Origin of the sequence: Dyadobacter fanqingshengii (assembly GCF_023822005.2) — a bacterium.
Classification (GTDB): Bacteria; Bacteroidota; Bacteroidia; order Cytophagales; family Spirosomataceae; genus Dyadobacter; species Dyadobacter fanqingshengii.
Window position 1 is genome coordinate 519960 of sequence record NZ_CP098806.1, and the last position, 26987, is coordinate 546946.

The window sequence follows — 26987 nt, forward strand, 5'->3', positions numbered from 1 at the left end:
ACTATCTTGCATTCAATACATCAGCTCGACGATAATCTACGTTCTACACATGCTTTCTAAACAAACACTCATCTTGCGGGTGTGCTTTCTATGCACAACCTGCCTGACAACACTGACCGCTTTCGCCCAAAATACACTGGAATTTGTGCAGGACGGAGTCAATAATAGTTATAGCCCTCCCGTTCCCAAAGGCCCGACATCCATTCCCCAAACGCTTTCATTTTTCCTAAATAGCAATGGAAGCAAGGATGAGGGGATTTATTTTCAGAAATCCCAAACCCCGGTTTCTGTCACATTCAGTTTTGACGATCAAACGTACATTACCGTTCCGCAACATGTTACCGGCATGACGTTCGGGGCAGCTTCGGGTGCCAGTTCCTCACAGGTGAGATCTGTTCCGGTTGTCAACAATCAATTTTTCGAGGATTCAACGCGCAGCATTTTTACTTCACACCCAAAAGGAGAATCGGGTCGAGGCGTAAATGTGTATAATAATGTGGGTGTGCAGGTTTTTTTGTCAGCTAAACCGTTGCTGACGGCGAATGCGCCTACTACGGATACAAGTCGTTACTACTATGGTAAGCTGCGCGTGCATTTTAGTAGGCCCGTCAATAATCCAGTCATTTCGGTAATGGGGCTGGGTGCAACGACAAACTTCTCGGGTAAGCGGCTTGGTTTTGCCACCGAACTGGAACTGCAATCGCCCGGGCGCACGCTTATAAAGCTTTCCGGAAGTAAGGAGCTTGTTCTGGATGATAACAAAACAAAAATATTGCACACAAAATCATCTATTACAGGCAATTGCGGCAATGGTGCTGCGTGTGGGAGCCTGATGGTGACTGGCTCTGACGTTACCAGCCTTGTCTTTGGCGTTTATCTCCGAACCGACGGTGGCCCTGGCGTCTGGGGCACGGAAAAAGTAAGCAATTCCGGCGACATGTGGCATATTACAATAACACTTCCTGAGCAATAGGCTCCAATTTCTTCCGATCGTCCTGCCGTATTTTTGCCCTGTGCATTTCACCCCATTCCACGAGTGCACCCATTACCGGGTCAAGGGTCCGGCTATATTCCGTGAGCTTGTATTCCACCACAACCGGTGTGTCGGCGAGGACGTTTCTTGTCAAAAAACCATTGATTTCCAACTCTTTAAGTTCATTGGAAAGCACTCTGGGCGATATGCCCGGAATCATCCGCTGCAATTCGTTGAATCGTGTTCCTCCTTCCGTAAGCGCAACAATAATCCGTAATCTCCACTTCCCCCCGATCACATAAAGCGCGTCTCCGATCGCACCCAGCTTGCTGTTGCACTCAGCGCCCGAAAGCCTTTCTGCATGTTCGTTTGAATAGTCCATTGTATTTCCTGGTAACTAAAAGGATACTACTAACCTTTTGTATATTACTATATTTTTGTAAGTAAAGGTAATTAGATTTGCTGGAAATAAAACACTTATGAAAGCAAAGAAAATTATTACTATCGGCGTCACCGTGATTGCCAGCGCCCTGGTTGTACTCAGCGGAATTATGAAGCTCGCAGCGGGTGAAGAGATCGTCAGCTCAATGGGCAAAGTAGGCATATCGGCATATCTGGTTCCGCTTGCTATGATGGAAATAAGCTTTACAGCATTGTTTCTTTATCCCAAAACAATGAAAATCGGATTCATTCTGCTGTCTTGCTACTTCGCAGGGGCATTGGCCACAGAACTTTCTCATGGCATGCCATTCAATGCGCTTTTGCCTATTTCATTAATATGGATTGCGGCGTTTCTGCGCGACAGCAGCATTTTCCTGCCCGATCCATCGGCGAAAAAAATCTTTGGGAACTAGCACCTCGGATTGGGAATCAAGGTAGTTTGAATGCCATAATGGAGCCGGAAGGGTTCTCCTTGTTTCCACCGACCGACAATGCTACATATTGCTTGCCTCTGTGCATGTAAGTGCAGGCAGTGGCATTCGCGACCCCGGGCAGGAGGGTTTGCCAGAGGACTTTTCCGGTTTGCTTGTCGATTGCGCGGAGTTTCTTGTCATTTGTTCCACTGATAAAAATGAGTCCGCCAGCGGTTACAATGGGCCCGGCTGAACCTTCCTGGCCTGTTTCCGGCGAATCTTTTGCTTGCAACCTTTCATTGTTTCCGAGCGGGATCTGCCATTCGTATTCTCCGGTTGTAAGATTGATTGCATTCAATGTTCCCCATGGCGGACGAAGGGCCGGGTTGCCGTCGGGATCACGAAAATGTCCGTAAGCAGTTAAATTCAAATATTTTTCCGCGCCTGCCTTCGTCTGGCCCGTTTCCATTTTGGTAACCTTGCTGGAATTTTGCTCACGTTCGTAAAGGAAGGCAATGATGCCTTTTTCTTTGCCTTTGACCACACTGGCAAAAGCAGGCATTTTCCCTCCGCCTTTTTTGATTTTGTCCAATGCAGCCTCTCGCGTCATGCGGTTTTTCAGGCCGACGAGGGATGGGTAATTGGGCTCATCGCCATTTTTATCCTTTCCATGACAGGCCACGCAATAGGTCATATAAATGGTTTTACCCTGTTCAAAAATGGTTTGATCCTTTGCTTCTTTCTCTGCATCCACTTTTTTCATGGACTGGATTTCCGGAGAGTCATTGGATTTGACAAAAAGAACCGAAGTGGTTGGATCGTATGCAGCACCGCCCCATTCTGCGCCGCCGCGCGTGCCGGGCAGCATTAATGTGCCTTTGAGGTCGGGTGGAGTGAAAAGCCCTTCGTACCGCATAGAACGAAACTTTTTTACGATAGAATCACGGCCGGCATCGGAATAATGGGTCAGATCCTCTTCGGTCATCCATTGCCGTGCAAATGGCTTGGGTTTGAGTGGAAACGGCTGTGTAGGCCAGGCTTCTTCGCCCGGAATGTTGGATGCCGGCACTTTTCTTTCCTCTATCGGAAAAAGCGGCTCGCCCGTTTCCCTGTTAAACACGAAAACAAATCCGTGCTTGGTAACCTGCGCAACGGCATCCACATTGTTACCGGCTCGTTGCACAGTCACCAAATTAGGCGGAGCAGGCAGGTCATAATCCCAAAGGTCGTGGTGTACAAGCTGATAGTGCCAGATATACTTTCCTGTGGCAGCATGAAGCGCCACGACGCTGTTTCCGTATAAATTGCTTCCCTTGCGATCGGCACCATAAAAGTCGTAACTCGGCGATCCCAGTGCGAGGAAAACAATGCCTCTTTTTACGTCCAGGCTCATTCCGGCCCAATCATTAACGCCGCCCGCATATTTGTAGGCATCCTTTGGCCACGTTTCATAACCCGGCTCCCCTGGAAGCGGGATGGTGTGAAAAGTCCATTCCAACTTGCCTGTCACACAGTTGTATGCGCGGATATATCCCGGTTGTGCGCCATACAATTCAGAAACTTCTGCGCCCATAATAAGCAAGTCTTTATAGACAATTCCCGGGCTGGTTGGAATCACAGAAATCGTTTCGGGATCGTCACGCAGCCCCACATTCATACTCACTTTTCCATCCCTGCCAAATGTAGGAATGGGTTGGCCTGTCTGTGCATTCAGCGCGAAAAGCACATCACCACCGGTAACCAGAATGCGTTTGTCGTCACCATTTTCCCAATAAGTAACGCCGCGGCTCACACCGCCACCCTCGGCTCCTTCAAACGGATCGAAGGCCCAGATCTGGCGGCCCGTTCCGGCGTCCACCGCGTAAACAAGATGTTTTGCTGAAGTGGCGTACATGACACCGTCGATAATGATCGGATTGCATTCGCTGTTTCCCGCCCGCGATCCTGCCTTCATATCATTTAATGTAAATGTCCATGTTGGTTGCAACTGATGCACATTCGTCGTATTGATCTGGCTCAGCGGGGCGTAACTGGTGCTTTCGGCATCAGCTTTATAAATTGCCCAGGTGCGGTCTTCGTCCTGAGTCTGGTAGGCTACAAGGACTGCAAATGCAGCGGCTGCCAGCGCAAGGCTGATATTTTTTTGGAAAAAGCGCAGCGCATAGTGTAGAAATTCAAACATAAAGGGTTGAAATCCTGCTTAATGATGGTTTAGGAAGATTGTCTTTTTGATAAAACGGACATTACCAAAAAGAAACTTGAAGCGGCGTTTTACTTCTTATTCCCAAACACATTGATTTAACCTTATTTCAACCCTTCGTATGCATTAATGACAGCAGGAACCAGTGTCTTTTTTGAAATCATCGTACTTATCATGATGGCGCATCCAGTCCATTGTACTATCCTCGTTTCTTCCTTTTGGCGTCAGATCCAGGTAATTATGAGCACCGATCAGGATGTCGCCGGCGCGTGAATAGCTGGAATACGTGTGATAAATGTTCCCCAATTCGTCTTTGAAAAACACACTCGTTCCTGGTGATTCCGTCCCTTCATCATTTATTTGGTTCCGGTAATTGTAATACACTTCACCATTATCAATTTGCTCTTGGGTAAAAGAAACAAAATAGTCATAATTGAAGTCGCTGCCGAAGGACGAGGCCCATTTGAATTTCCACTCCATGCGGTTTTTAAATGGAAGCAATTCCTGCAAAGGAGCACGGGAAACGACTACCACGGAAACGTCGTGGTGCGCCAAGTGCAGATTAGCGCCATCTATATGATCAGCCAGGAAAGAGCAACCCGGGCAGCCTTCTTTCCAGCCCGGGGCAAACATGAAATGATAAATGATCAGCTGGCTTTTTCCGCCGAAGAGGTCTGATAATGTTTCCTTGCCCTGCTCGCTTTCAAATGAATATAATTTGTCTACCTTCACCCACGGCAGCTGGCGGCGCTTACGGGCCAGCTCGTCATTAAGGCGGGTAAGCTCCTTTTCTTTTTTGAGCAGTTCTTTGCGTTCTTCGATCCATTCCTGCTGCGAGACAATGCGATGGTGCTCAGTGCTTTCGGCTGAAATTGCGTCCATCATTTCATTTTGTTTTTCCATGTCCATGTTATTGATGTTTACAAACTTCCCCAATAATTTTGTAAAACAAGCTGTGTAAAAACGCCGGATTTAGGGGGTGTTTGAGACAGAATGTTCAAATTTCTTAGCCAAACTCAATTTACCTTGTCATGAAAAAAATTGCACTTGTTGTACATGAAGACGCCGTATTATCATCCATTTCCTGTGTTTTAGACCTGTTCGCAGGCACGAACCAGATCCTTGCCACCGCGGGTAAACCGGCAGCATTTGAGGTTGAACTGGTCGGCGAAAGATCCGACAACATCCGCCTCGAGGGGCATACCCAACTTGTTGCGCTCAAAACATTTGAGGAGGTAAGCGACGCAGACCTGATCATAGCAACGGCTTTTCTGGGCGATGTGGAGAACTTGCTATCCAAAAATCAAGCAGCAATTGCGTGGATAAAAGAAATGAGCGGAAAAGGTGTGGAAGTGGCCAGCTTGTGCGTAGGAAGCTATTTTCTGGCCGAGGCAGGCTTGTTATCAGGTAAAACGTGCACATCGCACTGGATGGCTATTGATGACATGAAAAAAAGATATCCGGATGCGGAGGTGCTTTCAGACATGGTGCTGACCGATCATGAAGGGGTTTACACGAGCGGAGGCGCTTTTTCCTCATTGAATTTAATTCTTTATCTGATCGAGAAGTTTTGTGGTCGCGCGGTCTGCATTCCGGTAAGTAAAATGTTTTCCATTGACATGGATCGGGTAAGTCAAGCTCACTTTGCGGTGTTCAAAGGGCAGCGCAGGCACGAAGACGAAGTGATCCTGAAAGCGCAAACCTACATTGAGCAAAATTATCACACGCAGATTTCCATAGACCAGGTGGCTGACCAAACGCATATGAGTAAAAGGAATTTTATACGGAGATTTAAATCAGCTACGCAAAATACACCATTGGAATATATTCAGCGCGTGAAAATAGAGTCTGCGAAAAAGGCCCTGGAAAGCAGCTCGCAGGATATTGCCAATGTAATGTACGATTCGGGATACAATGATATGAAGACTTTTCGCGGCGTATTCAAAAGGATCACAGGACTCACACCTCAGGATTACAGGAAAAAATACAGCCGCTCGGGCGCGATTGCAGCCTGATTTTCAGCAGGTTTTAATAAATATGAAGACTGGCATGCGGTTCTGGTACGATTCTTTTTAATTAATCTTTATAATATCATATAACTGTAAAGATTCATCACTAAAACCAATTGTCATGAAAGCTATTAAATTAAATATATTAGCAATCGCATTATTAGGATCAACAGCCGTGTTCGCTCAAACGACCACGCCTTCGAGCAGCTCTTCGTCAAGCAGCACGCCGTCCAGCACAACGCAACCGTCGACCACGCCGGGAAGCTCAACGCAACCGAAAACAGTTCCTGGAAGCACCACCCAACCATCAACTTTACCGGGAGCTACCCAGCCGGGTTCGACAACACAGCCGGGTTCTACGACAACAACCCAGCCATCGACGACCACGCCAAGTTCAACAACTAGGCCATCGTCAATCCCGCCGGGAACTGTGCCTGACAGAACTACTCAGCCATCGAGCACTGTGCCAAGTTCGACTACACAGCCATCGACAACTGTACCAGGAAGCACAACGCAGCCATCATCGAACACAACGCCTAACAGCAATGTGCCGGCTTCAAGCATTCCAAACAATACAACACAACCTTCAACTGTGCCGCAGAGTACTACTATCCCATCATCAACAGTGCCGGGAAGTGCTACAACGCCATCATCAACAGTTCCAGGTAGCAGCACTTCAAAACCATCAACTCCTCGGAAATAATAACTGAGTAAAGTTAGGTTTTGAAACATGAACAGCCCGCCAATCGGTGGGCTGTTTTGTTGGATAGCGATTGTGGTATGGGAATTATAACTGAGTAACGTAAAAACAAACACAGATATGCCAAATATAGAAAATAGGGATCCTTCGGGATCGGTCAAAGCCGGAGTTACATTGTCTGTAACCAATGCATCGTCGGAAGACGAGGCGATTCTTGCCGTTGAAAATTATTTGAGAGTAAATAAAGGTGAAGCACTGGAAATGTCACTACCTGAAAAAGGGGAGGATGGAAGTTATATAGTCAAGTTGCAGTAACTTGACTTCCCCAGTTTTTGCTTTATGATCATATTATTGTCCTGTCTCACATTGAACCCGTTTCAATGTGTAGACTTTTTCACCACTATACCGTAAAAAAATCCATACAGTCGCCTGGGTAAATGGATTTTAGTTGTTCGAGTAATTTTATTCATATTCGTAGGAAGGTTGCTAAGCATATTACAAATAATTAGACAAACCAAACCTGCTGAATATGAGATTGTTTCTACCCGTTCTCTTTCTTATTATTAGTAATGTCTGCCAGGCGCAGCAAGCGGACAGCAAAAACACTGAAATTGAGGAAATCGCTGACGTTGAGCAAAAACGTTTTCAACGCAGGATGACCGCAGGTGATTTGAATGCACGAACAGCAGCGTCACAGAATTTCAATGTAACTTATTATCGTTGTGAGTGGGATGTGGATCCGGCCATTCGCTATATTAAAGGTAAGGTAACAACGCATTTCGTCATGACAGCGTCCGGCAATTCCCTTGTGCTGGATCTTGCTAATGAGCACACGGTCAGCTCAGTAACAAGAAATAATGTTGCTTTATCATTTGTTCATAGCAATAATCTGCTTACCATTTCTTTTCAGTCGCCGCTTGCCAGTGGGGCAAAGGATTCTATTAGCGTCATTTACGAAGGTGTTCCGCCGACTGCTTTCGGCCCGTTTGCAACCGCCACACACGGACCCAACCAGGACCCTACCATGTGGACGGTTAGTGAGCCGTATGGTGCCAGGGACTGGTGGCCTTGCAAGAACGGGCTGGACGATAAAGCCGATTCCATAGACGTCTATCTGAAACACCCGGCCAATTATAAAGGCGCTTCCAATGGTATTTTGCAGTCCGAAACCGCCGTTGCAAACTCAAAAGTCGTTACGTATTGGAAGCATCGTTATCCCATCGCAAGCTATCTGGTTTGTCTTGCAGTTTCTAATTATAATGTGCTGAACAACAGCGTAGTGATCGGTGGCACAACGATTCCGATGCAAACTTACTGTTATCCCGAAAACCAGGCCGTATTCGCGGCCGGTGCGCAGAATGCGATGAATGCAATGGTCCAATTCAGCAATTTATTAGGCGACTATCCATTCAAGAAGGAAAAATACGGACATGTCCAATTTGCATTTGGCGGCGGCATGGAGCACCAAACCTGCTCTTTCATGGTCAATATGAGCGAAAATCTGATCGCACATGAACTGGCGCATCAGTGGTTCGGGGATAAAATTACATGCGGAAATTGGGAAGATATCTGGCTTAATGAGGGGTTTGCAACCCATATGGCCAGCATTTACATTGAAAACATGACGCCAGCCAATGCCGCTGTTTACCGAAATGCACAGATAAATGCCGTCACCGCGCAGCCGGACGGATCGGTGTGGGTGGATAATGTGAATGATCCAAACCGCATTTTCAACCAGCGGTTAAGCTATTACAAGGGCTCACATTTGCTTTATATGCTTCGCTGGATATTGAGTGATGCCGTATTTTTTACAGCCATTAAAAACAATTTGCAGGACCCCGCACTCGCATATGGGTTTGCCACAACGGCTCAACTCAAAAGTCATTTAGAAGCTGCAAGCGGCAAAGATTTGACCTACTTTTTTAATCAGTGGTTCACTGGTCAAGGTTATCCTTCATACAAAGTAGAGTGGTTTACGGAGAATGATCAGGTTCAGGTCAAACTGGATCAGACGACGTCTCATGCATCTGTAAACTTCTTCGAACTCCCTGTGCCGCTGCTTTTCGAAAATACCGGAACCGGCCAAAAGAAGCTTGTTGTGCTGAATAATGTTGCTAATGGCCAGACATTTCTCGAACCTCTTGGATTTACGCCTAATCAGGTGACTTTTGATCCTGAAAAGTGGCTTATCAGTAAGAATAACAATGTTGTTCAAGTCTCTGATCCGCTGCCGGTCACATTTGAGTCCGTAAAGATGCAGTGTTCGGGAGACCAGCCGCAAGTCGTTTGGACCACGTCAGAAGAAATAAATGCCGGTTATTTTGAAATTCAAAATAGTGTTGACGCGGTCAACTGGTCGGTTATCGGTTCTGTTGATGCTGCTGGAAACAGTGCACATTTGAAACATTATACATACACGGATATCGGGCTTGCAAAGGGGCAATATTACAGGATTCTTGAACATGATGTGGATGGTCAAACCCAGCAATCAAGCATTGTTCGGAACACTTGTGAAAATTTGCAAAAATCAGATCTCATCGTTTCGCCAAACCCGGTGGAAAGTGAATTATTTTTCAAAACCACGGATGCTGCACCAGGTGCAAGAACAGTTTCGATCTATAATTCAGACGGACATCTGGCATTGGCAGAGCAAATCTCTTCACTCCATGCAGGCTCAATTCATGTTTCCAAATTAGCGCGCGGAATTTACATTTTGCAGCTGGAAGATACCGGGGCGAAAATGATAAAGGCAGTCCGGTTTTTTAAGGAATAGGCAGATGGCGTGATTTTTTACCAACATTCATCCATAACCGACCGATAAAACAAGGATGAAGCCGATACTGAAAATCACATTAATACTGGCATTTTTGAGTACTAACTTGCTGGCGCAGAAGATTGTTTTTATCGCCGGGCCAGATAGCCACGGCAAAGGAGAGCACGAACACCATGGTGGCAGCACATTACTCGTCAAAGCGATGAATGAAGGACTGCCCGGTGCTAATGCTGTACTGGTCCAAAACGGATGGCCAAAAGACAGCACGATTTTAAATGATGCGGCTGCCATCGTTATTTATGCCGATGGCGGCGGGGATCATTTGTTGATGCCACATCTGGCTGAGATCGATCGGTTGACGAAGAAAGGTGTAGGGCTGGTTATGCTGCATTTTTCACTGGAAGTGCCGGAAGGAAAGGTTGGGAATCATTTTAAAGATTGGATAGGCGGGTATTTTGAGATCAACTGGTCTGTTAATCCGGTTTGGGAAGCTGCTTTTTCCAGTTTCCCCGATCATCCGATTGCCAGTGGTGTTAAGCCGTTTTCTATACAAGACGAATGGTATTACCACATGCGATTTGCAGACAATATGAAAAACATTACGCCCATTTTACAAGCGCTCCCGCCGGAATCCACATTGAAAGGAAAGGATGGAACGCATTCAAATAATCCCGCCGTGCGGGAAGCGGTGCTCACCAAAAAACAATTGCAGCCCGTCGCGTGGGCGTTAGAGCGTCCGGACGGAGGGCGCGGATTTGGTTTTTCGGGCGGTCATATGCATAAAAACTGGGGCAATGATAATTTCAGAAAAGTCGTCCTCAACGCCATCGCCTGGACCGCCAAAGCCCAAATCCCAAAAGAAGGAATCCCGTCCACAACCCCAACCGAAGCTGAGTTGAACGCGCTGACGAAGAAGGTGGAGTAATGGTAATGGTCTCAGATTTCCACCATTTTCAACAAAGAATAAAAAAATCTTGTTATTCATTCTTCTTTAACTTTACTTTGTCTATCAAATTAGTAGGGTTCTTTCTTGTTAACCACCAGCAAGAGGGACAGCAGAAACATTATTAACCTATAAAAACGATGAATTCAAATTCTTCGAACATGGTAACTACGTCCATGGTGGTCAATTCTGAATATCTTCCGCGCTTCGCAACATGCTGTTGTTGCCACTAAAGTATTAAGCAAAAACCAGTATTTCTTCCAAAAACCATGCGCCGAGCATGTCCCATCATCACTCTTATATTATTATGAGAAGTATTAACACATTACTTGTAGCCACGGGTATGTCCCTGGCAATCAGTCAGTCGGTATTTTCACAGACGGCAAATCCCAATGAAGTTGTCATTACCGGCGTGCGGTTCGCTTATCCTTTGGTGGAGAAATGGATCGGGGATTATAAAGCTGCTAATCCGCAGGCGCAGATTCGCATTGAAACCAGAACGGTAACGGACCCGGCAAAATACGACCTGCTCATTGAAGCCTACGAACAGGAAAAAGAAGTGAAGGAAACGCGCGAATACATTTCAATCGCCCGTTATGCGTTGTTTCCCATCGCCAATGCAAAGTCAGCGTTTGCGAAAGCCTATGTGGAGAAAGGATTGAATGAGAAGACTTACAAGCAAATCTTCTTTCACGATATTTACGCAGAAAAGGACAAAACACTAGATACGCCATACACTGTTTACACCCGCTTGCAAAAAGCCGGAGCACCGATCACATTCGCGAAATATTTCGGCTATGAGCAAAAGGATATCAAGGGCAAAACCATTGCAGGTGCGGATGAACACTTGATCAAGGCATTATTGAAAGATGAAACCGGAATAACTTATACAATCCCGGGACTTGCCTTTGACCTCACAACCCGTAAGCCAGCTGAGGGAATCGCGCTGATCCCGGTTGACCTGGATGGCAATGGCAGGATTTCGAAAGAAGAAAAATCACTTGAAAACCTGGATCAGGTGCTGGCCAGCGTAGACAACGACAAGATCAAAAATGTGCCGATCGAATACATTCACCTTTCCATTGACAGGCATAACGCAAATCCTGAGGCTAAGAAATTTCTCTTATGGGTGGCAGAAAATGCGCAGAAAGATTTACAGCAGTTCGGCTATCTGAAACCGGACCCAAAACGCCTGCAAGAAGAAAAACAGAAAATCGAAAGATTCGCAGCTGTGAAATAACAACCGGCTTAAATAAGTATCCTTCCGCGTATATATACATTTGGAAGGAGCCGTGAAAACCACTCAAATTCGGGCGTAAAAATCGCCAAACCAAAACGCGATCATAGATTCAAATTTAGAACGGACTGTAAATCTGTTGGATATTTACCCAACTCTGGCGGAATTGTGTAATTTGCCCGCCAAAATGAGTTGGAAGGAAACAGCATTGGGCCGTGTTTAAAAAATCCTTCAGCGGCCCGGGAACATCCTTCGGTGACAACTCACGGTTTTGGAAACCATGCAGTACGCTCAGAAAAGTGGCGTTATATACGCTGTAATGATGGTTCCGAGGAGTTATATGATCACGAATATGATCCGCAGGAGCTCAGTAATCTGGCGAAGGATTAAAAATATTCAGCCGATAAAAGCAAACTGGCAAAATCATTGCCTTGTATCATTACAAAAGAAGCCCCGACCGTGAAGGAGGGACAAGGATAAATCCCATAACTAATGATACAACGATACTTACTTTCCGCATTGCTGGTTTACTCAATTTCCGGGTTTAATGTTCATAAAAGTTACGCTGAGGACGAGGAAAATGGCAATGCTAAAAAGAAGTTGAATGTGCTTTTCATAGCTGTCGATGACCTTAATACAGACCTTGGCTGCTATGGCAATAAGTATGTGAAAACACCAAATATTGACCGCCTTTCGAGGCGAGGCGTTAAGTTCGACAGGGCTTATACGCAATATCCATTGTGCAGCCCGAGCCGCTCTTCACTGCTGACAGGGCAACGGCCTGATATCACCAAAATTTACGAACTGCAAACGCATTTTCGCAAGACTTTACCTGATGTGGTGACATTGCCGCAGCTGTTCAAAAACAATGATTATTATAGCGCCCGCGTTGGGAAGATCTATCATTATGGTGTTCCGGGACAGATTGGGACGGATGGATTGGACGATCCGATATCCTGGGACCATAAGGTTAATCCGAATGGACGAGACAAAACAGAAGAATCATTGGTAAAAAACCTGACACCTGATCGCGGACTGGGCAGCGCGCTGGCCTGGCATGCCAGCGAAGGAAGAGACGAAGAGCAGACCGACGGCATGGTGGCAAGCGAGGCGATCAAGTTGTTAAAGGAAAAGAAAAATGAGCCGTTTTTTATGGCCGTTGGATTTTATCGCCCACACTCACCTTACGTAGCTCCAAAAAAATATTTTGACCAATATCCGCTGGCCACAATTCCACTTCCCAAAGAAGTCGAAAATGACCTCGATGATATCCCGGAAGCCGCACTTTTTACCAAACCATCCCATTGGGGGTTATCGGTTGTCAACAGAAAAGTAGCATTAAGGGCATATTACGCGAGTATTTCGTTTATGGACGCGCAAGTGGGAAGGGTGCTGGACGAGCTCGACAGACTGAAACTGGCTGATAAAACGATCATTGTTTTATGGAGTGACCATGGTTATAATGTTGGCCAGCACGGGCAATGGATGAAGCATAGCCTGTTTGAAAATTCAGCACACGTTCCTTTGATTATTTCCGTGCCGGGTGGCACAAAGGGAAAGGCCTCCGGCAGAACTGTTGAACTGCTGGATATTTATCCAACACTGGCTGAGCTTTGCGGATTAACGCCCACCCAAAAACTGGGCGGCAAAAGCCTGACAGCATTACTCAAAAACCCGGATGCAATTTGGGACAAAGCCGCTTACACCCAAGTGCGCAGCAACCAAATCTTCGGCCGCAGCGTGCGCACAGAACGTTTCAGATATACAGAATGGGACGGAGGAAAAGCCGGTGCGGAATTGTACGACCATCAAAAGGACCCAAACGAATTCACCAATCTGGCAAAAGAAACCACTTACATCATTACGGTAAGCGAAATGTCGATGCTCTTGCAAAAGGGCTACCCAGATACGAAGTGATCTGATACAAATAAGAAAGGCCCGCAAGGGCCTTTCTTATTTGTATCAATGTATTGTTCGGCAGTTAAAATCAAGATTTGATCCAAGGATTTAAGCTACCTCATATAACTCAGCTTTGGGAACTCTGGCGTAAGAATCATAACCCTCGTAAGGATATTCTTCAAATTCATTTTCCTTGGCAGCTTCAAGCTCTGCAATATTCTCGAAAACGCGTACACGGTCAATGAAAGTTCTTTCTTCCAGAGCCAAACACTCGAATAATATATCTATAATTACACCCCTTCTATCATAAATATGCATGTCTCTTAATGACGGTGCACTGACGCCAAGTGTTAGCGGTTTTCGACAAGGCCGTGATAAGCTGGCACAAGACCGATCGCATCTATAATCAAGCCTGAACTTCTCTTTTGCAGAAACGATTCTTTCAACCTTCTCACCAGTGTTGCTTTATCCATGATATTACTGTGTTGACGGAGTGTATGAAAATTTTTACCGTATGCTTTTTACAACCGAATTGATAGCGTCTTTGTTCACTCCAACCCGAAACTATGGACCAGGCCGGGTTAAATGACGTGCTTTTATTACTCAGCTCAATTAAGTCTTTTTTTAATCCAGCAAGAACGGCTAGATCCGAGAGGTCGTGGATTTGAAATGCTTTCAACACATTGCCTGAAACAGCATGCTTTACAAAGATATCCATGTTCAAGTTTTTGCAAATAGCTGCTTTTAATGCAAACTCCACTGCATATCCAGACAGATAATAAGCGCCGTCATAAAAGCCGGTTTCGTATAAAGCTATTGCTTCTTTCAGCCGGGCTAACGCTAATATTCGTAAATCTGAGGAAGTGGCCAATGCTAGTGTGTTATTTTTTTGCAAGCTAGCATAATAGCCACATTTGACCTCCACTTAAATATGCTTATTGAGCCGAAGGTTTCATTGATTGATTATTAGGCCGTATTCTTTGGACAACCGGTTACCTAAAACAAAAATTTCCCCTTCCACTTGCATTCTTAAAATCTTTATTTAATCTTTGTCTATCGAATTAGTAGATTTATAAAGAAGGAAGGGAGAGGTTAGGCTCTATGATCTTCTGGCAACCTATGACTTTTTAAGGTGCCCCAACCTAATTCTAATGATAAATCTGAGAATCCAACCACCGGAGTAAACAGAGTAACAGTGAATTAATAGGAAAGCCATGAGCTTATCCAGGAATGCCTATGCCAATTTCGCGACAGGCGGAAGCGTTGATAGCGACCAGGAAAGCGTGTGGCATTTCGAAATCAACAAACTGAAACAGTCAAATTTAAAACTTAGATCAACATGGAAATTTACTGCGATAATGCCGCCACAACTGCACTGGATCCGGAAGTGATTGAAGCTATCCTCCCATTTTTTACCGCGAGCTTTGGTAATCCATCCTCCACACATTGGGCCGGGCGCAGGGTGAAAGATGCGATTGATCATGCGCGCAAAACAGTTGCGAAGATTTTGAATGCATCTCCGGATGAAATTTATTTCACTTCCGGCGCAACCGAGGCGATCAATCTTGCGATTTCCGGTGCGATCCGGACCTACGATATAAACCATGTCGTGACAAGCAAAATCGAGCATAAGGCGGTGTTGCAGACCATTTTACAACACGAAAAATCAGGCGACATTGAAACAAGCTTTGTGAAGCTGGACGAGCGCGGCAATGTAGACCTTTACCATCTTGAAAATCTTTTAAGAGCCAATCCACGGACATTGATCAGTCTGATGCATGGCAATAATGAAATTGGAAATCTTACAGATATCCAGGCGATTTATAAACTTGCTCAACGTTATAATTCCATTTTTTTTACGGACACCACCCAGACAATCGGTAAGCAATGGTTCGATCTGAGCCAGACGCCCGTCGATTTTCTGGTGGGATCCGCCCACAAATTTCATGGGCCTAAGGGAGCAGGCTTTATTTATATTAACAAAAAGCACCGCATTGAAGCGCAAATTTTCGGCGGCGGCCAGGAAAAGGGCCAGCGGGGCGGCACAGAGAATGTGACCGGCATCGTCGGGTTGGCGAAAGCGCTCGAAGTGGCTTACCGCGACCTGGACGCAAACCATATCAAGGTTTCGAAATTGAAGCAATATATGGTTTCAAAACTGGCGATCAGTGGCGTGCATGGCATTTGCTACAATGGTGAAAGCCATTCACTTGAAAATAGTCTGGTGAACATTCTCAATGTTTCGTTTCCCTGCCTAACTGCCGGAAGCCTGGTCAAATGCCTTGATAAACTAGGAATTGCGGTTTCGGGCGGGAGTGCTTGTTCGAGTCAGGGCAGCTCACATGTAATCACCGCACTCCCTTGTCAAAAGGACAAAGAAAATGTCCGTTTTTCATTCAGCAAGTTTAACACATTTGACGAGATCGATCACATTGTTCAGGCCATTGCAGACATTTACAACGCCGATCCCGTTACGCAAAAATATCAATCACGCTTTCGTTTTGAATTAACGCATTGAGCACGCAAGCTTAAACATCAACATGAGCAAAATCTTTTTTCTGAAAATCATTTACAGAAACGCTGTAAGTCTCCACAAGATCACATCCATTGTAGAATCGGTCAAAGGTGCGAAAATTAAACACCTTAACTTCATTAGCAAGGGACGGGAATTCGTAGGTGTGATTGCATTTGAAGCGTCACAACTGATTGATTTCGAACAAATTTTTAACCTGATCAGAGGGAGTCATGACATTTCCGAAGTGGAGCAGATTACAGACACAGGCTTTTGCTGATGATGTTTAAGGATGCCTTTAGTAAGCCGAGACGACCTGTTTCGGCTTCCGGTATTTATGGAGGTTGATCAAAAGGACGCTTCCCAGGATAATCATCAGCCCGACGATTTGTAATACAGAAATGGATTCCTTTGCAAAGAATATGCCCAACAGGACTGCGACAACTGGATTTACATATGCATAGGTGCTAACCTTCGTAGCTGGCTGCACCTTCAAAAGCCATACATAGGCACCAAACCCGGCGATTGACCCGAAAACGATTAGATAAGCTGTTGCCAGCCAGGCATCCAGCGGAATGGCAGCGAAATTTATGCTGGTGAGCTCTCCGGAAATAATGCTTCCCGGGAGAAACGCAATGCCAGCTGCGAGCATTTGCCAGGTTGAGTTAACCGTGGCTGAATTGGTGCCGGATTTATACTTGGAATACAAAGAACCGCCTGCCCACGCCATTGAACCAAAAACAACAAGCGCCATCGCAAACAAATCGCGGGAGCTGTTCAAGGAAGACATGGACACCATTATTTTTTCACTAAACAAAAGCACAACACCCGCAAATCCGATCAGTAAACCTACAATCGTGGATTTGTTGCTCAGGTTTTCAGACCATTTCGGCTTGTCCAGCAGTATGAACCAAAGTGGGGAGGAAGATATCATGATGGCGACCATGGCACTGGGCAAAAATTGCTCGACCCAGATTACGATGCCATTTCCGATAAATAGCAGCAAAAGTCCGGTAATGATCGCTGGCTTAATGGCTTTGGCGGAGAACACATTTTCTCCTTGCAACAAACTCCAGATTAACATAATAACCCCGGCCGTAATGAAGCGGAAAGCGCCGAGAAAAAACGGCGGGAAGCCTGCCAATGCGCGCTGGATAAAGAAATAAGTAGATCCCCATACGATGTAAACGGTGGCAAAAGCCAGTACAACCAACAGGGTGGAAGGAGCTTTACTTTGTGCTTGCATGATCTTTTATTTTTCAGGTATGACTAACTGTTGTTCTTCTTTAACTGTCTCCAAAACAATGGTTGTCCGGGTGGAAAGTATATTAGGGATTTTACTAAAAGTGTTACGCATTAAATGCATCAGTGACGCCGAATCCGCGGTTCTTACTTTCACGAGATAGCAATCCTCCCCAGCAATGTGGTGGACTTCCTGCACTTCGGGAATTTTCGCAAGCTCCTTCGCCGTGTTGTTGGAACCCATTCCCTCGGACGATTTCATCGAAATAAATGCCAGCAGTTTTTGATTTATAGCCACCGGATTGATTCGCGCCGTATACTGCAATATTACTTGCTTCTGTTCCAACTTCTTAACTCTTTCTAGGACGGCTGAGGGTGCCATTTCCAGCTCACGGGCAATATCCGCATTGGTAATACGGGCATTTCCTTGCATAAGGCGCAGAATGCCAAGGTCCGTTTTATCGAGAATAATTTCCGTTCCGTTCATAATTCTGTGAAGTTATAATATTTCAGAATTATATTCAAAATTTAAGCCTATATTTTGTATATAATTCAGTTAATAGGTAGAATCATGCACGTCGTTGTCTGAAACTAACATTTTGTTCGGGTATCAGCCTGCGACGGAATACGGGCATGGCTGGTCGGGGGATGAGGAGCGATCGGATGTGAAGACGGCAGTCGGCTCACATCCGGCGCTGATAGGCATCAATTTTCTTCTTAAATTGAGCCATGCGCATCGATGGCAACACAATTAAGCTTCTCAGGATCCCTTTTTCGTTTTTTCTGATGCCCCTGTTCCTGTTCGCTTACAGTCAGGCAGATACGGTTGTGCATCGTCAGGCGTTGTTTGCATTTTTAATCATTCACCTGCTGATTTACCCGGCGAGTAATGGTTACAATAGTTACGTGGATAGGGACGAGGACAGCATTGGAGGACTGGAGAAACCGCCAATGCCGACGGTCAGCCTGTTTTATCTCACAATATTTCTGGATTTTACCGCGATCGTTTTAGCGATGCTGTTCGTAAATACTTTGTTCGCAGGCTGCCTGTTGTTTTACATTGCGGCATCACGCGCATATAGTTCGAGGCAGATCCGCTTGAAGAAATATCCGGTCGCCGGGTTTCTGGTCGTAGTGATTTTCCAGGGCGCGTTTACCTATTATATGTCCATCGCGGGCGTGTCGGGAAATGCGCTGGTGCTGAATGAAGAACATATTTATGTGCTTTTGGGCTGTTCGTTTCAAATTGCCGGTGCATATCCGTTAACGCAAATCTACCAGCATAAGCAGGACCTGAAAGACGGTGTTGTAACATTAAGTTATAAGCTTGGTTACATAGGCACGTTTCTGTTCACAGCGCTGATGTTTTTGCTGTGCAATGTATTTTATTATTTGTATTTTACATCGAACGACCTTGGAATGGTTTTTTACATTATCCAGGTGTTCTTTGCGCCAATCGTGCTCTATTTTAGCTATTGGTTCTACAAAGTCTGGAAGGATAGGAGTGAAGCAAATTTCAGGAATACGATGCGGATGAATTGGATCGCAGCCATTTGCATGAATAGTTGTTTCATAGTTTTAATTATAATTAACAGAATTCCATTGAGTTATATATCCGCTATTGAGACAGCCGTTCCAGAATATTGTTATTCGCAAGAAGCATTGGCATCCTTCTACCTGAAATCGACTGATGACCTGACCAATAAAAGAAAAATTAAAATAGTTGCAGGGAAAACGGGCATTGATAACCGCTACTCCGTAATTGCAGACTTTGATAAATCACCCGAAGACTACGAATTTTTCAACAAGACGGCCACATTACTCCCCGAGCCGACGCTTAGTAAACGCATGCAAATTTATCAGCGGCATGCCACGAAGCTTTCCAGAAGTGCGATCGAGAAAATCAAGGGTTTTGAACAAATAAAAAACACATTAACCCATTTGATAACCGTTACCTGCACCGGCCTTTTTGCGCCGGGCCTGGACGTGGAGCTCATGCGTGAACTGGACCTTAATCCAACGATACAGCGAAGCAGCGTCAATTTTATGGGATGTAATGCGGCGATTATTGCGCTGAAAAATGCGGACGCAATCTGCAAAAGCCAGCCCGGGGCAAAGGTGCTGGTTGTCTGTACGGAACTTTGCACCATTCACTTTCAGAAGCGATATAATGATGACTATTTGCTCTCGAATTTAATTTTTGGAGATGGGTCCGCAGCTGTTCTGGTAACCGCCGAGCCTGAGCAGCATTATCTGCAAGCTGTTGAAATTGACACATTTAACTCGCTGATCCTCCATAATGGTTATTCCGATATGGCGTGGCAATTGTCGGAAACGGGTTTTATCATGAATTTGTCGTCCTATGTGCCGGATCTGATCCGGAAAAATATCAAACCGATGATGTCAAAAATCGGGCTGGCGGCGGAAGACTTCAAACATTGGGCCGTTCATCCGGGCGGAAAACGCATTGTAGACGATTTTGCTGCCGCTTTGGAACTCGACAAATGTCATTTGGCGCCTACGTATCAGGTGCTTAAAAATTATGGTAACATGTCTTCGCCTACCGTTTTGTTTGTATTGAAAGAAGTTCTTGAAAAAGCAAAGCCTGAAAACGCTGGAAACCGCATCTTTACCGCAGCATTCGGTCCGGGATTGAGCATTGAAACAATGCAGCTGCATTATGTTTAAATTCCGCAGCCAGGATAAAGAACTGCTTGACCAAGAGGAGATTCCGTCTTCGGACCTTTTTCAGAATTTACGGGAACTGGACTTTATCAATCACTGGCTGGGCGGTTATAAAATTTCGTTTGACGCGCTGAAAAAGGTCATTAAGCCCGGGCAACCGTACATCTTGGTCGATATCGGCTGTGGCGGGGGGGATACGCTGAAACGCATTCACCAATGGAACAAGCATGGTGGTTATCAGCTTGACTTATATGGAGTGGACATTAAGCCGGTTTGCATTACTTACGCGGAAGAAAATCTGAAATCTTCGCCGGTCAAGCTGATTTGCGATGATTACCGGCACATTTTCAATCATTTGAAACAGGTTGATATCATTCACGCGTGCCTGTTTTGTCATCATTTAGCAGAAAATCAACTGGTTGAGCTTGTACGGTTTGCTTTGGAGAATAAATCGGTTTTGGTGATCAATGATCTGGAACGGAATCCGTTGGCTTACTACTCAATTAAATGGCTGACGCAGTTGTTTTCAAAGTCTTATTTGGTTAAAAATGATGCTCCGTTGTCCGTTTTGCGAGGTTTTAAGAAAATAGAATGGATATCCCTTTTGCAAAAAGCGGGCGCAGTCAAATATTCGGTCCGTAATAAATGGGCATTCAGGCACGAAGTGATAGTTTATGGAAACGCAAGCTAAGACGTACGATTGCGGCATTATTGGCGGGGGGCTAGCCGGTCTTTGCCTTGCTATCCAGCTTGCGGATCGGGGCGTTTCAGTTGTTTTGTTTGAGAAAAATCAGTTTCCTTTTCACAAAGTTTGTGGTGAATACATTTCCCTGGAGAGCTGGGATTTTCTCAAAAGTCTTGCTCTGGATCTGGATGCGCTCAGCTTGCCTGTCATTACCAACCTCGGGATCAGTTCCGAAAAAGGTTTTATGCTCGAACATAAACTGCAAATGGGAGGGTTTGGCATCAGCAGGTTTAGCCTGGATCACACGCTTGCTCGCATTGCGTCTTCAAAAGGCGTCGACATTCGGGAGCATTGCCGGGTTAATGGTTTGCAAAACAATGGTCAGGAAGGTTTCGAGGTTAAAACAGGCCTTGGGAATTTTCATGTAAAGATCCTTTGCGGCAGTTACGGCAAATACATGCCGCAATTTTTATCGCCCGAAGTGTCACAGGAAATGGCGGCCGAAGCTGGCAATGAAAACAATTACATCGGTGTTAAATATCACATCAAAACAGATCTGTCTCCTAACCGCATTGAGCTTCACAATTTCAAAGACGGCTATTGCGGAGTTTCGAAAGTAGATCAGGACTGGCATTGTTTATGTTACCTAACGACGTCCCGCAACTTGCAGGAGAACGGAAAGGACATCAAAGCAATGGAGGCAAATGTGCTGCAAAAAAATCCTTTTTTGAAAAACTACTTCTCTCGTGCTGACTTCATTAACCCCAATCCGCTCGTCATCAGCAATGTGCATTTCTCCAAAAAACAGACTCAGACAGACGGCGTTTTCCTGCTTGGTGACGCGGCCGGATCCATTACGCCGCTATGTGGCAATGGCATGAGCATGGGCATGCGCGCCTCGAAAATTTTGGCTGGTGAGTTGATTCATTATTTCGAGAAAAAGCAGACGAAGGAAGCGACTGCGGCAAACTATAAAACAGCCTGGGACAATGCTTTCGCTCGTAGGATCACCGCAGGTTATTATTTGCAGGGTTTGTTTGGAAAAAGAAACGCTACAGACTTGGCTTTGAAGACCTTGGACAAATTGCCAAGGCTCACCAACAAGCTGGTTTCCCTAACGCACGGAGACCGTTTCTAAGTTTTCCTTCTCAGGAACGGGGTATTTGGCCAGCAGATATTCAAACAAAAAAGTGTTCAGCAGCAGCATTAACATGCCGTAAAAAATGTCTTCAAACGGAATCGTAAAGATCCTTACGCCAATGTTTTCAGCATTATTATACCAAACAACCGGCTCGTCAAGCCCCGAGCCGGTGAGAATCCCGTTTACAATGAAGAATGGGATCAGCAAAAACATGTGAGAGAAATAAAACAGGCTCAGCCACTTAGCTTTTACAATAAATTTTAGAAACAACAAAAACCCGACCAAACCGACCGCCGTCCACGATGTATAATAGCGGTCGTAATAAGTCACACCCATTGCGATGGTAAAGCACAGGAATATGGCGGTGATAAGGTTTTCATTTTTTATGCGGTAATCCGTTCCGAAGTAAATACGGAAGCAGTAATAAGTGAAAAGGCAAGCATACGGAATGCAGATGAAGAACAGGATTTCTTCAATGGGAAGGCCAAACAAGTAACTGCCTACCAAATATTTAGGCGTAAAACCCCATACGCCGATTTTTGTAAAATAACTATCCCAGATCACGAAAGGGGTTAGCGAAAGTAAAATAGCAGGCCAAAGCAAATGCCACCTTTTGTTAAGCTGAATTTTGGGATGAAATGAAAATAGCACCGGGACGGCAATGGCTCCCAGGTCGACAAGCAGATAGAGAAAATTCATTTGGCAGCCGCGTTTTTAGCTTCCCTGAAATATCTCAAAGGCACCCAAAGCATGCCAAAACATTCTCCCTGATGCTTTCCAAGATGCTTATGGTGCATTTTGTGCGCCCGGCGAATTGCCTTCAAATAAACAGAATCGGTGTTGCGGAACATTTTGAAGCGCTGATGAATGAAGATGTCATGCACCAGAAAATAGGTGAAACCGTAAATCGTGATCCCCAATCCAATCCAGAAGAAAAAGTTGAATCCCTGATTCACTCCAAACAAAAGGCAGAGAATTCCGGGCGTAGCGAAGATCGCGAAGAAATAGTCATTTTTTTCGAAGAAATCACCGTCGTCACGCTGGTGGTGATCGTGGTGCAAAAACCATAATGCGCCGTGCATCAGGTATTTATGTGCCAGCCACGCCACACATTCCATTCCAATAAATGCGGCCAGTACGATTAATGTATTTACTATCCAGGGACTCATTGTTAATCAGGCTGTCAGCTTTCGGCTTTCGGCCGTCAGCTATTGTTTTGGTTTTATTTTGTCGGCTACTTCTGAGAAGCATATTTTGAACCACTCAGTGTAAGCATCGGGATTCTGCTGCATATCTGCCTTGATATCAGCCGGTTTCATGTATTTATAATCATTTGCCTCACTCACATTAATGTTGGGTTTGGCATCGGAAACGCCCCAGAAAACGTGATCAAGTTCATTCTCTGTAAGGCCGTTTTCCAGGTTAACGTGATATTGAAATGTGAAAAGGAATTGCAGGTCAGCCGTGATCCCCATTTCTTCCGAAAGCCTTCTCACCGCTCCGTGATGGGCAGATTCGTCGGGAAGCGGGTGGCTGCAGCAAGTGTTTGACCAGAGTCCTTCTGAGTGATATTTCCCGAAAGCCCGCTGCTGCAAAAGCATTTCTCCTCTTGAATTATAAATAAAAACAGAAAATGCACGATGCAGAACACCTTTCTGATGCGCTTCCAACTTGGGCATCAGGCCAATTTCCATATCATCTTCGTTCACCAGCACAACTTGATCAGTCATAAAAATCGGAATTTATGTTTCACGGGCCAACAGTTCAATTATTCAGCGCCTTTTAATGTCTAACAAAAAAACGTCATAAAAGGTCGAACTGATGCCTTACTAACGAACGAAACATGAGTCCTACTTTATCATAATCCGGAATTCTGATGCGTGCATTCATTACTTTCTCTGGCGGGGTCTCTTTAATACGCAAAAAAAGCTTATTGTAATAATAGTAAGCGAGATAAACGCCACGCCGCGCGCCACTCGGGAGCCGCTTAATGCCGATTAATGCCTGTTCAAAGTCTTCTTCAATTTCTTGCTGGATCTTCTCTTTCTCTTTATAGGAGAAATGGTCGAAGTTCACTCCAGGGAAATAGGTGCGGCCTAGATCAACATAATCAGCTTTCAGATCTCGCAAGAAATTCACCTTCTGGAATGCTGCACCTAGCTTCATCGCAAAGGGTTTAAGCTCATCGAACTGCTGCTGATTTCCCTCTGTAAAAACTCTCAGGCACATTAAGCCGACAACTTCCGCAGAACCAAGAATGTATTCGGAATAGGAATCCGGATTGTGTTCCTTTTTCATCAGGTCCATTTCCATGCTTTTTAAAAAAGTGTCAATGAGCTCCCATTCAATGTTATAGGCATGCACAACATGCTGGAAACTGTTCAGGATCGGGTTAATGCTGATTTTGTGCCGAAGCGCTTCTACGGTGTCCTGACGGATTTTATCCATCATAAATTCCTTATCGTAGTCATGAAAACTGTCTACAATTTCGTCTGCGAGCCTTACAAACCCGTAAATTCCATAAATCGGCGCACGTAACGATGGTTTCAAAAAATAAATGCCAAGCGAAAACGACGTACTATATAATTGTGTGGTTGTTTTGCTGCATGAGGCGGAAAGATTGTCGAATAAGCTCTTCATGACTTAGTATTTAGGTATTTTTGAAGTTCAGTGGCTGCAATGCGGCCCGAAATGATCGAAGGTGGAACTCCGGGTCCTGGGACAGTCAGCTGGCCAGCATAAAACAGGTTTCTGACCTTACTGCTTTTAAGTTTTGGCTTAAAAATAGCAGTCTGCATCAGCGTGTTAGCAAGTCCGTAAGCGTTTCCTTTAAAGGCATTATAGTCGCTGATGAAATCAGAAACGGAGTAACTTTTTTTAAAAACTACATGACTTCTGATATTTTCACCGGCAAATTTTTCGAGCCTTTCCATAAGTACGTTGAAATAGGTTTCACGGATTACGTCGGGATCAGCCAGGCCGATGGCAATGGGCATCAAGACGAATAAATTTTCGCTCCCCTCAGGTGCAACGGAAGGATCAGTTTTAGAAGGGCAGCAAACGTAGAACAGCGGGCTTTTGGGCCATTTCTTGTCTTTATAAATCTCAACGGCGTGTTGGTCAAAATTTTCATCGAAGAATAAATTATGGTGCCGAAGCTTATCGATCTTTTTATTTACACCCAAATAAAAGAGCAGGCAAGAAGGCGCAAATGTTCTGTTTTCCCAGTAATCTTCGTCGTAGGTGCGATAATTTTCATCCAGCAAATGCTGTTCAATGTGATGATAATCAGCACTTCCAATCACAGCGTCTGTTTTGATACTGCTGTTTTTGGTATGTAAATGGCTGATGCTACCAGAGGTTATGTCAAACTTTTCAATATTTTGAGCTGTTAAAACTGAAACACCGGCGTCTTCTGCTATTTTTTTAAAGGACTCGGCAACTTTCCCGAAACCGCCCATGGGATAAAACGTCCCTTGTTTCAAGCCAGCAAAATTCATCAGACTATAAAGGGCAGGAGTGTCTTTCGGCATAGCGCCCAGGAAAAGAACCGGAAATTCGATCAATGCGAGCAGCCGCGGATCTTTGAAATATTGTCTAACGTGCTTGCTGAACGAGGTGAAAAGTTGCAGTTTCAATGCGTCTTTAAACAATTTGAAACTAAAAAACTCTGTAACCGAATGCCCTGGCTTGTAAACCATGTCATTCATGCCGACCATATATTTGAATTCTCCTTCCGCAATAAATTTTCTCAACTTCGCCCCGCTTCCCGTCTCAATGCTTTCAAAAAGTGCGCAAACCGCATCATAATCAGCCGGGATGTCCATTACCTCGTTTTCGAAAATGACGGCGAATCCCGGGTCGAGTTTTTTCAGTTCGTAAAAGTCGGAAGTGGTTTTGCCAAAGAGCGCAAAAAAGCTGTCGTAAACATCCGGCATCCAATACCAACTCGGGCCCATATCAAACAGGAACCCATCTTGTGAAAACGTCCTTGCCCGGCCTCCTATGCCGGTATTTTTTTCAAAAACCGTAACCTTATTTCCGCTTTCGGCCAGCACAGAAGCCGCAGCCAGCCCTGCAAAACCCGCACCTATAACTGCAACTTCATGTGATTTACCAGATTTTGTTCTGCTTCGGTTATGCATTTGAAGTGTTTAGAATTCCTGTCAGATTTTCAATTGTCTCAATTAAGATAACCCCTTTTTTGGTGGCAATTTCCTTTGTTTTTTCGTCCCCACCCGAGATGCAGACGTTCACATCAGGGAAACTTGTTTTAAGGCCTCCCAGAAGCGTTTCTGCTTGATTATCAAAAGGATTACTTGTAAAAAACGAGTAAGTGTGCGTTGGCTTGCAATTCGAAATAACCGCTGAAAGGTCCCGGAAAGGAACCCTTGCTCCGAGATATATAACGTCCTTGCCAAGTTGCTTTATTAAATAGTATGCAAACAGCAACCCGATCTCATGGTCTTCTTCCTCGTTCAGAAAAAGGATCCATTTCTGATCTGGATTTTCGCCCAGGGGCAAGGCATCAATCGCCGAGAAAAGCTTTTGCCGGATCAGGTTTGACAAAAAGTGTTCCTGCGATGGAAGCAGGTCATCCTTTACCCACATCAGGCCCGTTCTGACAAGCAACGGATAAAGGATTTTTAAATAGGTCTTCTTCAATCCGAGCCTTTTTACAGCATTAGCGAAAAGCTCGTTAAACATCACAACATTATATGTGGTGATGGCTATCAAAGCCTGATTGATAATCGCCTCCACATGCACGTCCCCCTGAAACGACTCATTAATGATCTTGTCGATCTCCACCGCCATTTCGGATTTCGACAGCTTGCCGATGTGAGAAATTTTCATTCCCCTGTCTAGTAACGTGCAGACATTCAGGAGCTTTTTGACCTGGTCATCATTGTAAAAGCGAATGTTCGTATCCGTCCGCTCAGGTTCGAGCAACCCATAACGCTGCTCCCACATGCGAATCGTGTGCGCTTTCATGCTGCTGATTCTTTCCAGGTCCTTGATAGAGTACGACGACATTCTGTTTAATTTTTTTCAAAAATAGTTAAACAAAATTATTTTAGCGATTATTTGTAGGAAAATAAAAAAATGCTGCTACTTTTGATATTATTAATATCAT

28 protein-coding genes and 1 riboswitch are annotated in these 26987 nt (G+C 45.0%); of the genes, 13 read left to right on the forward strand and 15 right to left on the reverse strand.

Annotated elements, in window-relative coordinates; translation table 11 throughout:
* Positions 1-49: 49 nt before the first annotated feature.
* A complete protein-coding gene (locus NFI81_RS02115; RefSeq protein ID WP_234614529.1) occupies positions 50-973 on the forward strand; it encodes a hypothetical protein in 924 nt (307 codons plus the stop codon).
* Here NFI81_RS02115 and NFI81_RS02120 read toward each other — a convergent pair.
* On the reverse strand, positions 948-1355 hold the full coding sequence (locus tag NFI81_RS02120; protein WP_234614528.1) for a winged helix-turn-helix transcriptional regulator: 408 nt from the start codon (positions 1353-1355) through the stop codon (positions 948-950). The two genes, NFI81_RS02115 and NFI81_RS02120, sit on opposite strands and share 26 nt — an antisense overlap.
* 97 nt (positions 1356-1452) lie before the next feature.
* On the opposite strand from NFI81_RS02120, the gene NFI81_RS02125 reads away from it, so the two are divergent.
* Positions 1453-1827 carry a DoxX family protein gene (locus NFI81_RS02125; RefSeq protein WP_234614527.1) on the forward strand — a complete coding sequence of 125 codons (375 nt, stop codon included), beginning with the start codon at positions 1453-1455 and terminating at the stop codon, positions 1825-1827.
* A gap of 16 nt (positions 1828-1843) precedes the next feature.
* Here NFI81_RS02125 and NFI81_RS02130 read toward each other — a convergent pair whose 3' ends face one another.
* Both NFI81_RS02130 and NFI81_RS02135 read right to left on the reverse strand, forming a co-directional pair.
* Complete coding sequence (locus tag NFI81_RS02130; protein WP_234614526.1) at positions 1844-4009, reverse strand: outer membrane protein assembly factor BamB family protein; 2166 nt, start codon at positions 4007-4009, stop codon at positions 1844-1846.
* Positions 4010-4153: 144 nt separating this feature from the next.
* Positions 4154-4930 carry a DUF899 domain-containing protein gene (locus NFI81_RS02135; RefSeq protein ID WP_234614525.1) on the reverse strand — a complete coding sequence of 259 codons (777 nt, stop codon included), beginning with the start codon at positions 4928-4930 and terminating at the stop codon, positions 4154-4156.
* 128 nt (positions 4931-5058) lie between these two features.
* On the opposite strand from NFI81_RS02135, the gene NFI81_RS02140 reads away from it, so the two are divergent.
* Positions 5059-6042 (forward strand): GlxA family transcriptional regulator, encoded by a 984-nt coding sequence (locus tag NFI81_RS02140; RefSeq protein ID WP_234614524.1) that lies wholly within the window; start codon positions 5059-5061, stop codon positions 6040-6042.
* A gap of 441 nt (positions 6043-6483) precedes the next feature.
* Here the strand turns inward: NFI81_RS02140 and NFI81_RS02145 are convergent, their stop codons facing one another.
* Entirely contained in the window at positions 6484-6711 is a 228-nt protein-coding gene (locus NFI81_RS02145; protein WP_234614523.1) for a hypothetical protein, read from the reverse strand.
* 145 nt (positions 6712-6856) lie between these two features.
* Here NFI81_RS02145 and NFI81_RS02150 point away from each other — a divergent pair, with 145 nt between their 5' ends.
* From NFI81_RS02150 to NFI81_RS02170, 5 genes are all read left to right on the forward strand, one after another.
* Positions 6857-7051: a hypothetical protein gene (locus tag NFI81_RS02150; protein ID WP_234614522.1), complete on the forward strand. Its 195-nt coding sequence runs from the start codon at positions 6857-6859 to the stop codon at positions 7049-7051.
* Between the two features lie 214 nt (positions 7052-7265).
* Positions 7266-9509, forward strand: coding sequence for a M1 family metallopeptidase (locus NFI81_RS02155; RefSeq protein ID WP_234614521.1), 2244 nt, complete (start codon positions 7266-7268; stop codon positions 9507-9509).
* Between the two features lie 55 nt (positions 9510-9564).
* Complete coding sequence (locus tag NFI81_RS02160; protein WP_234614520.1) at positions 9565-10434, forward strand: ThuA domain-containing protein; 870 nt, start codon at positions 9565-9567, stop codon at positions 10432-10434.
* A 325-nt stretch (positions 10435-10759) separates the two neighbouring features.
* The gene (locus tag NFI81_RS02165) at positions 10760-11692 is read left to right on the forward strand and encodes a type 2 periplasmic-binding domain-containing protein (protein ID WP_234614519.1); all 933 of its coding nucleotides are present in this window, start codon (positions 10760-10762) and stop codon (positions 11690-11692) included.
* A 489-nt stretch (positions 11693-12181) separates the two neighbouring features.
* A complete protein-coding gene (locus NFI81_RS02170) occupies positions 12182-13606 on the forward strand; it encodes a sulfatase (RefSeq protein WP_234614518.1) in 1425 nt (474 codons plus the stop codon).
* 90 nt (positions 13607-13696) lie between these two features.
* Here NFI81_RS02170 and NFI81_RS02175 read toward each other — a convergent pair whose 3' ends face one another.
* The 3 genes from NFI81_RS02175 to NFI81_RS02180 all read right to left on the reverse strand — a co-directional run bounded on the left by NFI81_RS02175 (position 13697) and on the right by NFI81_RS02180 (position 14459).
* A complete protein-coding gene (locus tag NFI81_RS02175) occupies positions 13697-13855 on the reverse strand; it encodes a hypothetical protein (protein WP_234614517.1) in 159 nt (52 codons plus the stop codon).
* Positions 13856-13938: 83 nt separating this feature from the next.
* Entirely contained in the window at positions 13939-14061 is a 123-nt protein-coding gene (locus NFI81_RS26375) for a hypothetical protein (protein ID WP_255717420.1), read from the reverse strand.
* A complete protein-coding gene (locus tag NFI81_RS02180) occupies positions 14040-14459 on the reverse strand; it encodes a HEPN domain-containing protein (RefSeq protein WP_252176032.1) in 420 nt (139 codons plus the stop codon). The genes NFI81_RS26375 and NFI81_RS02180 overlap by 22 nt, the downstream gene beginning before the upstream one ends.
* Positions 14460-14655: 196 nt before the next feature.
* Positions 14656-14749, forward strand: a riboswitch (SAM riboswitch).
* A 178-nt stretch (positions 14750-14927) separates the two neighbouring features.
* On the opposite strand from NFI81_RS02180, the gene NFI81_RS02185 reads away from it, so the two are divergent.
* Together NFI81_RS02185 and NFI81_RS02190 are read left to right on the forward strand one after the other, a co-directional pair.
* Positions 14928-16106: a cysteine desulfurase family protein gene (locus NFI81_RS02185; protein ID WP_234614515.1), complete on the forward strand. Its 1179-nt coding sequence runs from the start codon at positions 14928-14930 to the stop codon at positions 16104-16106.
* 22 nt (positions 16107-16128) lie between these two features.
* Positions 16129-16380 carry a hypothetical protein gene (locus tag NFI81_RS02190; RefSeq protein ID WP_234614514.1) on the forward strand — a complete coding sequence of 84 codons (252 nt, stop codon included), beginning with the start codon at positions 16129-16131 and terminating at the stop codon, positions 16378-16380.
* Between the two features lie 18 nt (positions 16381-16398).
* On the opposite strand, the gene NFI81_RS02195 is transcribed toward NFI81_RS02190, so the two are convergent.
* Positions 16399-17346 (reverse strand): EamA family transporter, encoded by a 948-nt coding sequence (locus tag NFI81_RS02195; protein ID WP_234614513.1) that lies wholly within the window; start codon positions 17344-17346, stop codon positions 16399-16401.
* Positions 17347-17352: 6 nt separating this feature from the next.
* Positions 17353-17829, reverse strand: a complete 477-nt coding sequence (locus tag NFI81_RS02200) for an Lrp/AsnC family transcriptional regulator (protein WP_234614512.1) — start codon at positions 17827-17829, stop codon at positions 17353-17355.
* Between the two features lie 242 nt (positions 17830-18071).
* Here NFI81_RS02200 and NFI81_RS02210 point away from each other — a divergent pair, with 242 nt between their 5' ends.
* From NFI81_RS02210 to NFI81_RS02220, 3 genes are read left to right on the forward strand one after another with little or no spacing between them, the layout of a single operon-like run.
* On the forward strand, positions 18072-20030 hold the full coding sequence (locus tag NFI81_RS02210) for a UbiA family prenyltransferase (RefSeq protein WP_234614511.1): 1959 nt from the start codon (positions 18072-18074) through the stop codon (positions 20028-20030).
* Positions 20023-20718: a methyltransferase domain-containing protein gene (locus NFI81_RS02215; RefSeq protein WP_234614510.1), complete on the forward strand. Its 696-nt coding sequence runs from the start codon at positions 20023-20025 to the stop codon at positions 20716-20718. The genes NFI81_RS02210 and NFI81_RS02215 overlap by 8 nt, the downstream gene beginning before the upstream one ends.
* The gene (locus tag NFI81_RS02220; RefSeq protein ID WP_234614509.1) at positions 20702-21850 is read left to right on the forward strand and encodes an NAD(P)/FAD-dependent oxidoreductase; all 1149 of its coding nucleotides are present in this window, start codon (positions 20702-20704) and stop codon (positions 21848-21850) included. The genes NFI81_RS02215 and NFI81_RS02220 overlap by 17 nt, the downstream gene beginning before the upstream one ends.
* On the opposite strand, the gene NFI81_RS02225 is transcribed toward NFI81_RS02220, so the two are convergent.
* From NFI81_RS02225 to NFI81_RS02250, 6 genes are all read right to left on the reverse strand, one after another.
* Positions 21827-22552, reverse strand: a complete 726-nt coding sequence (locus tag NFI81_RS02225; protein WP_234614508.1) for a lycopene cyclase domain-containing protein — start codon at positions 22550-22552, stop codon at positions 21827-21829. The two genes, NFI81_RS02220 and NFI81_RS02225, sit on opposite strands and share 24 nt — an antisense overlap.
* Positions 22549-23022, reverse strand: a complete 474-nt coding sequence (locus NFI81_RS02230) for a sterol desaturase family protein (protein ID WP_234614507.1) — start codon at positions 23020-23022, stop codon at positions 22549-22551. The genes NFI81_RS02225 and NFI81_RS02230 overlap by 4 nt, the downstream gene beginning before the upstream one ends.
* A 39-nt stretch (positions 23023-23061) precedes the next feature.
* Positions 23062-23583: an isopentenyl-diphosphate Delta-isomerase gene (gene idi / locus NFI81_RS02235; RefSeq protein WP_234614506.1), complete on the reverse strand. Its 522-nt coding sequence runs from the start codon at positions 23581-23583 to the stop codon at positions 23062-23064.
* A 73-nt stretch (positions 23584-23656) separates the two neighbouring features.
* Positions 23657-24493 carry a phytoene/squalene synthase family protein gene (locus NFI81_RS02240; protein WP_234614505.1) on the reverse strand — a complete coding sequence of 279 codons (837 nt, stop codon included), beginning with the start codon at positions 24491-24493 and terminating at the stop codon, positions 23657-23659.
* A complete protein-coding gene (gene crtID, locus NFI81_RS02245) occupies positions 24490-25998 on the reverse strand; it encodes a bifunctional phytoene desaturase/3,4-desaturase (RefSeq protein WP_234614504.1) in 1509 nt (502 codons plus the stop codon). Before crtID ends, NFI81_RS02240 begins: the two co-directional genes overlap by 4 nt.
* Positions 25991-26887 carry a MerR family transcriptional regulator gene (locus NFI81_RS02250; protein ID WP_234614503.1) on the reverse strand — a complete coding sequence of 299 codons (897 nt, stop codon included), beginning with the start codon at positions 26885-26887 and terminating at the stop codon, positions 25991-25993. Before NFI81_RS02250 ends, crtID begins: the two co-directional genes overlap by 8 nt.
* Between the last annotated feature and the right edge of the window lie 100 nt (positions 26888-26987).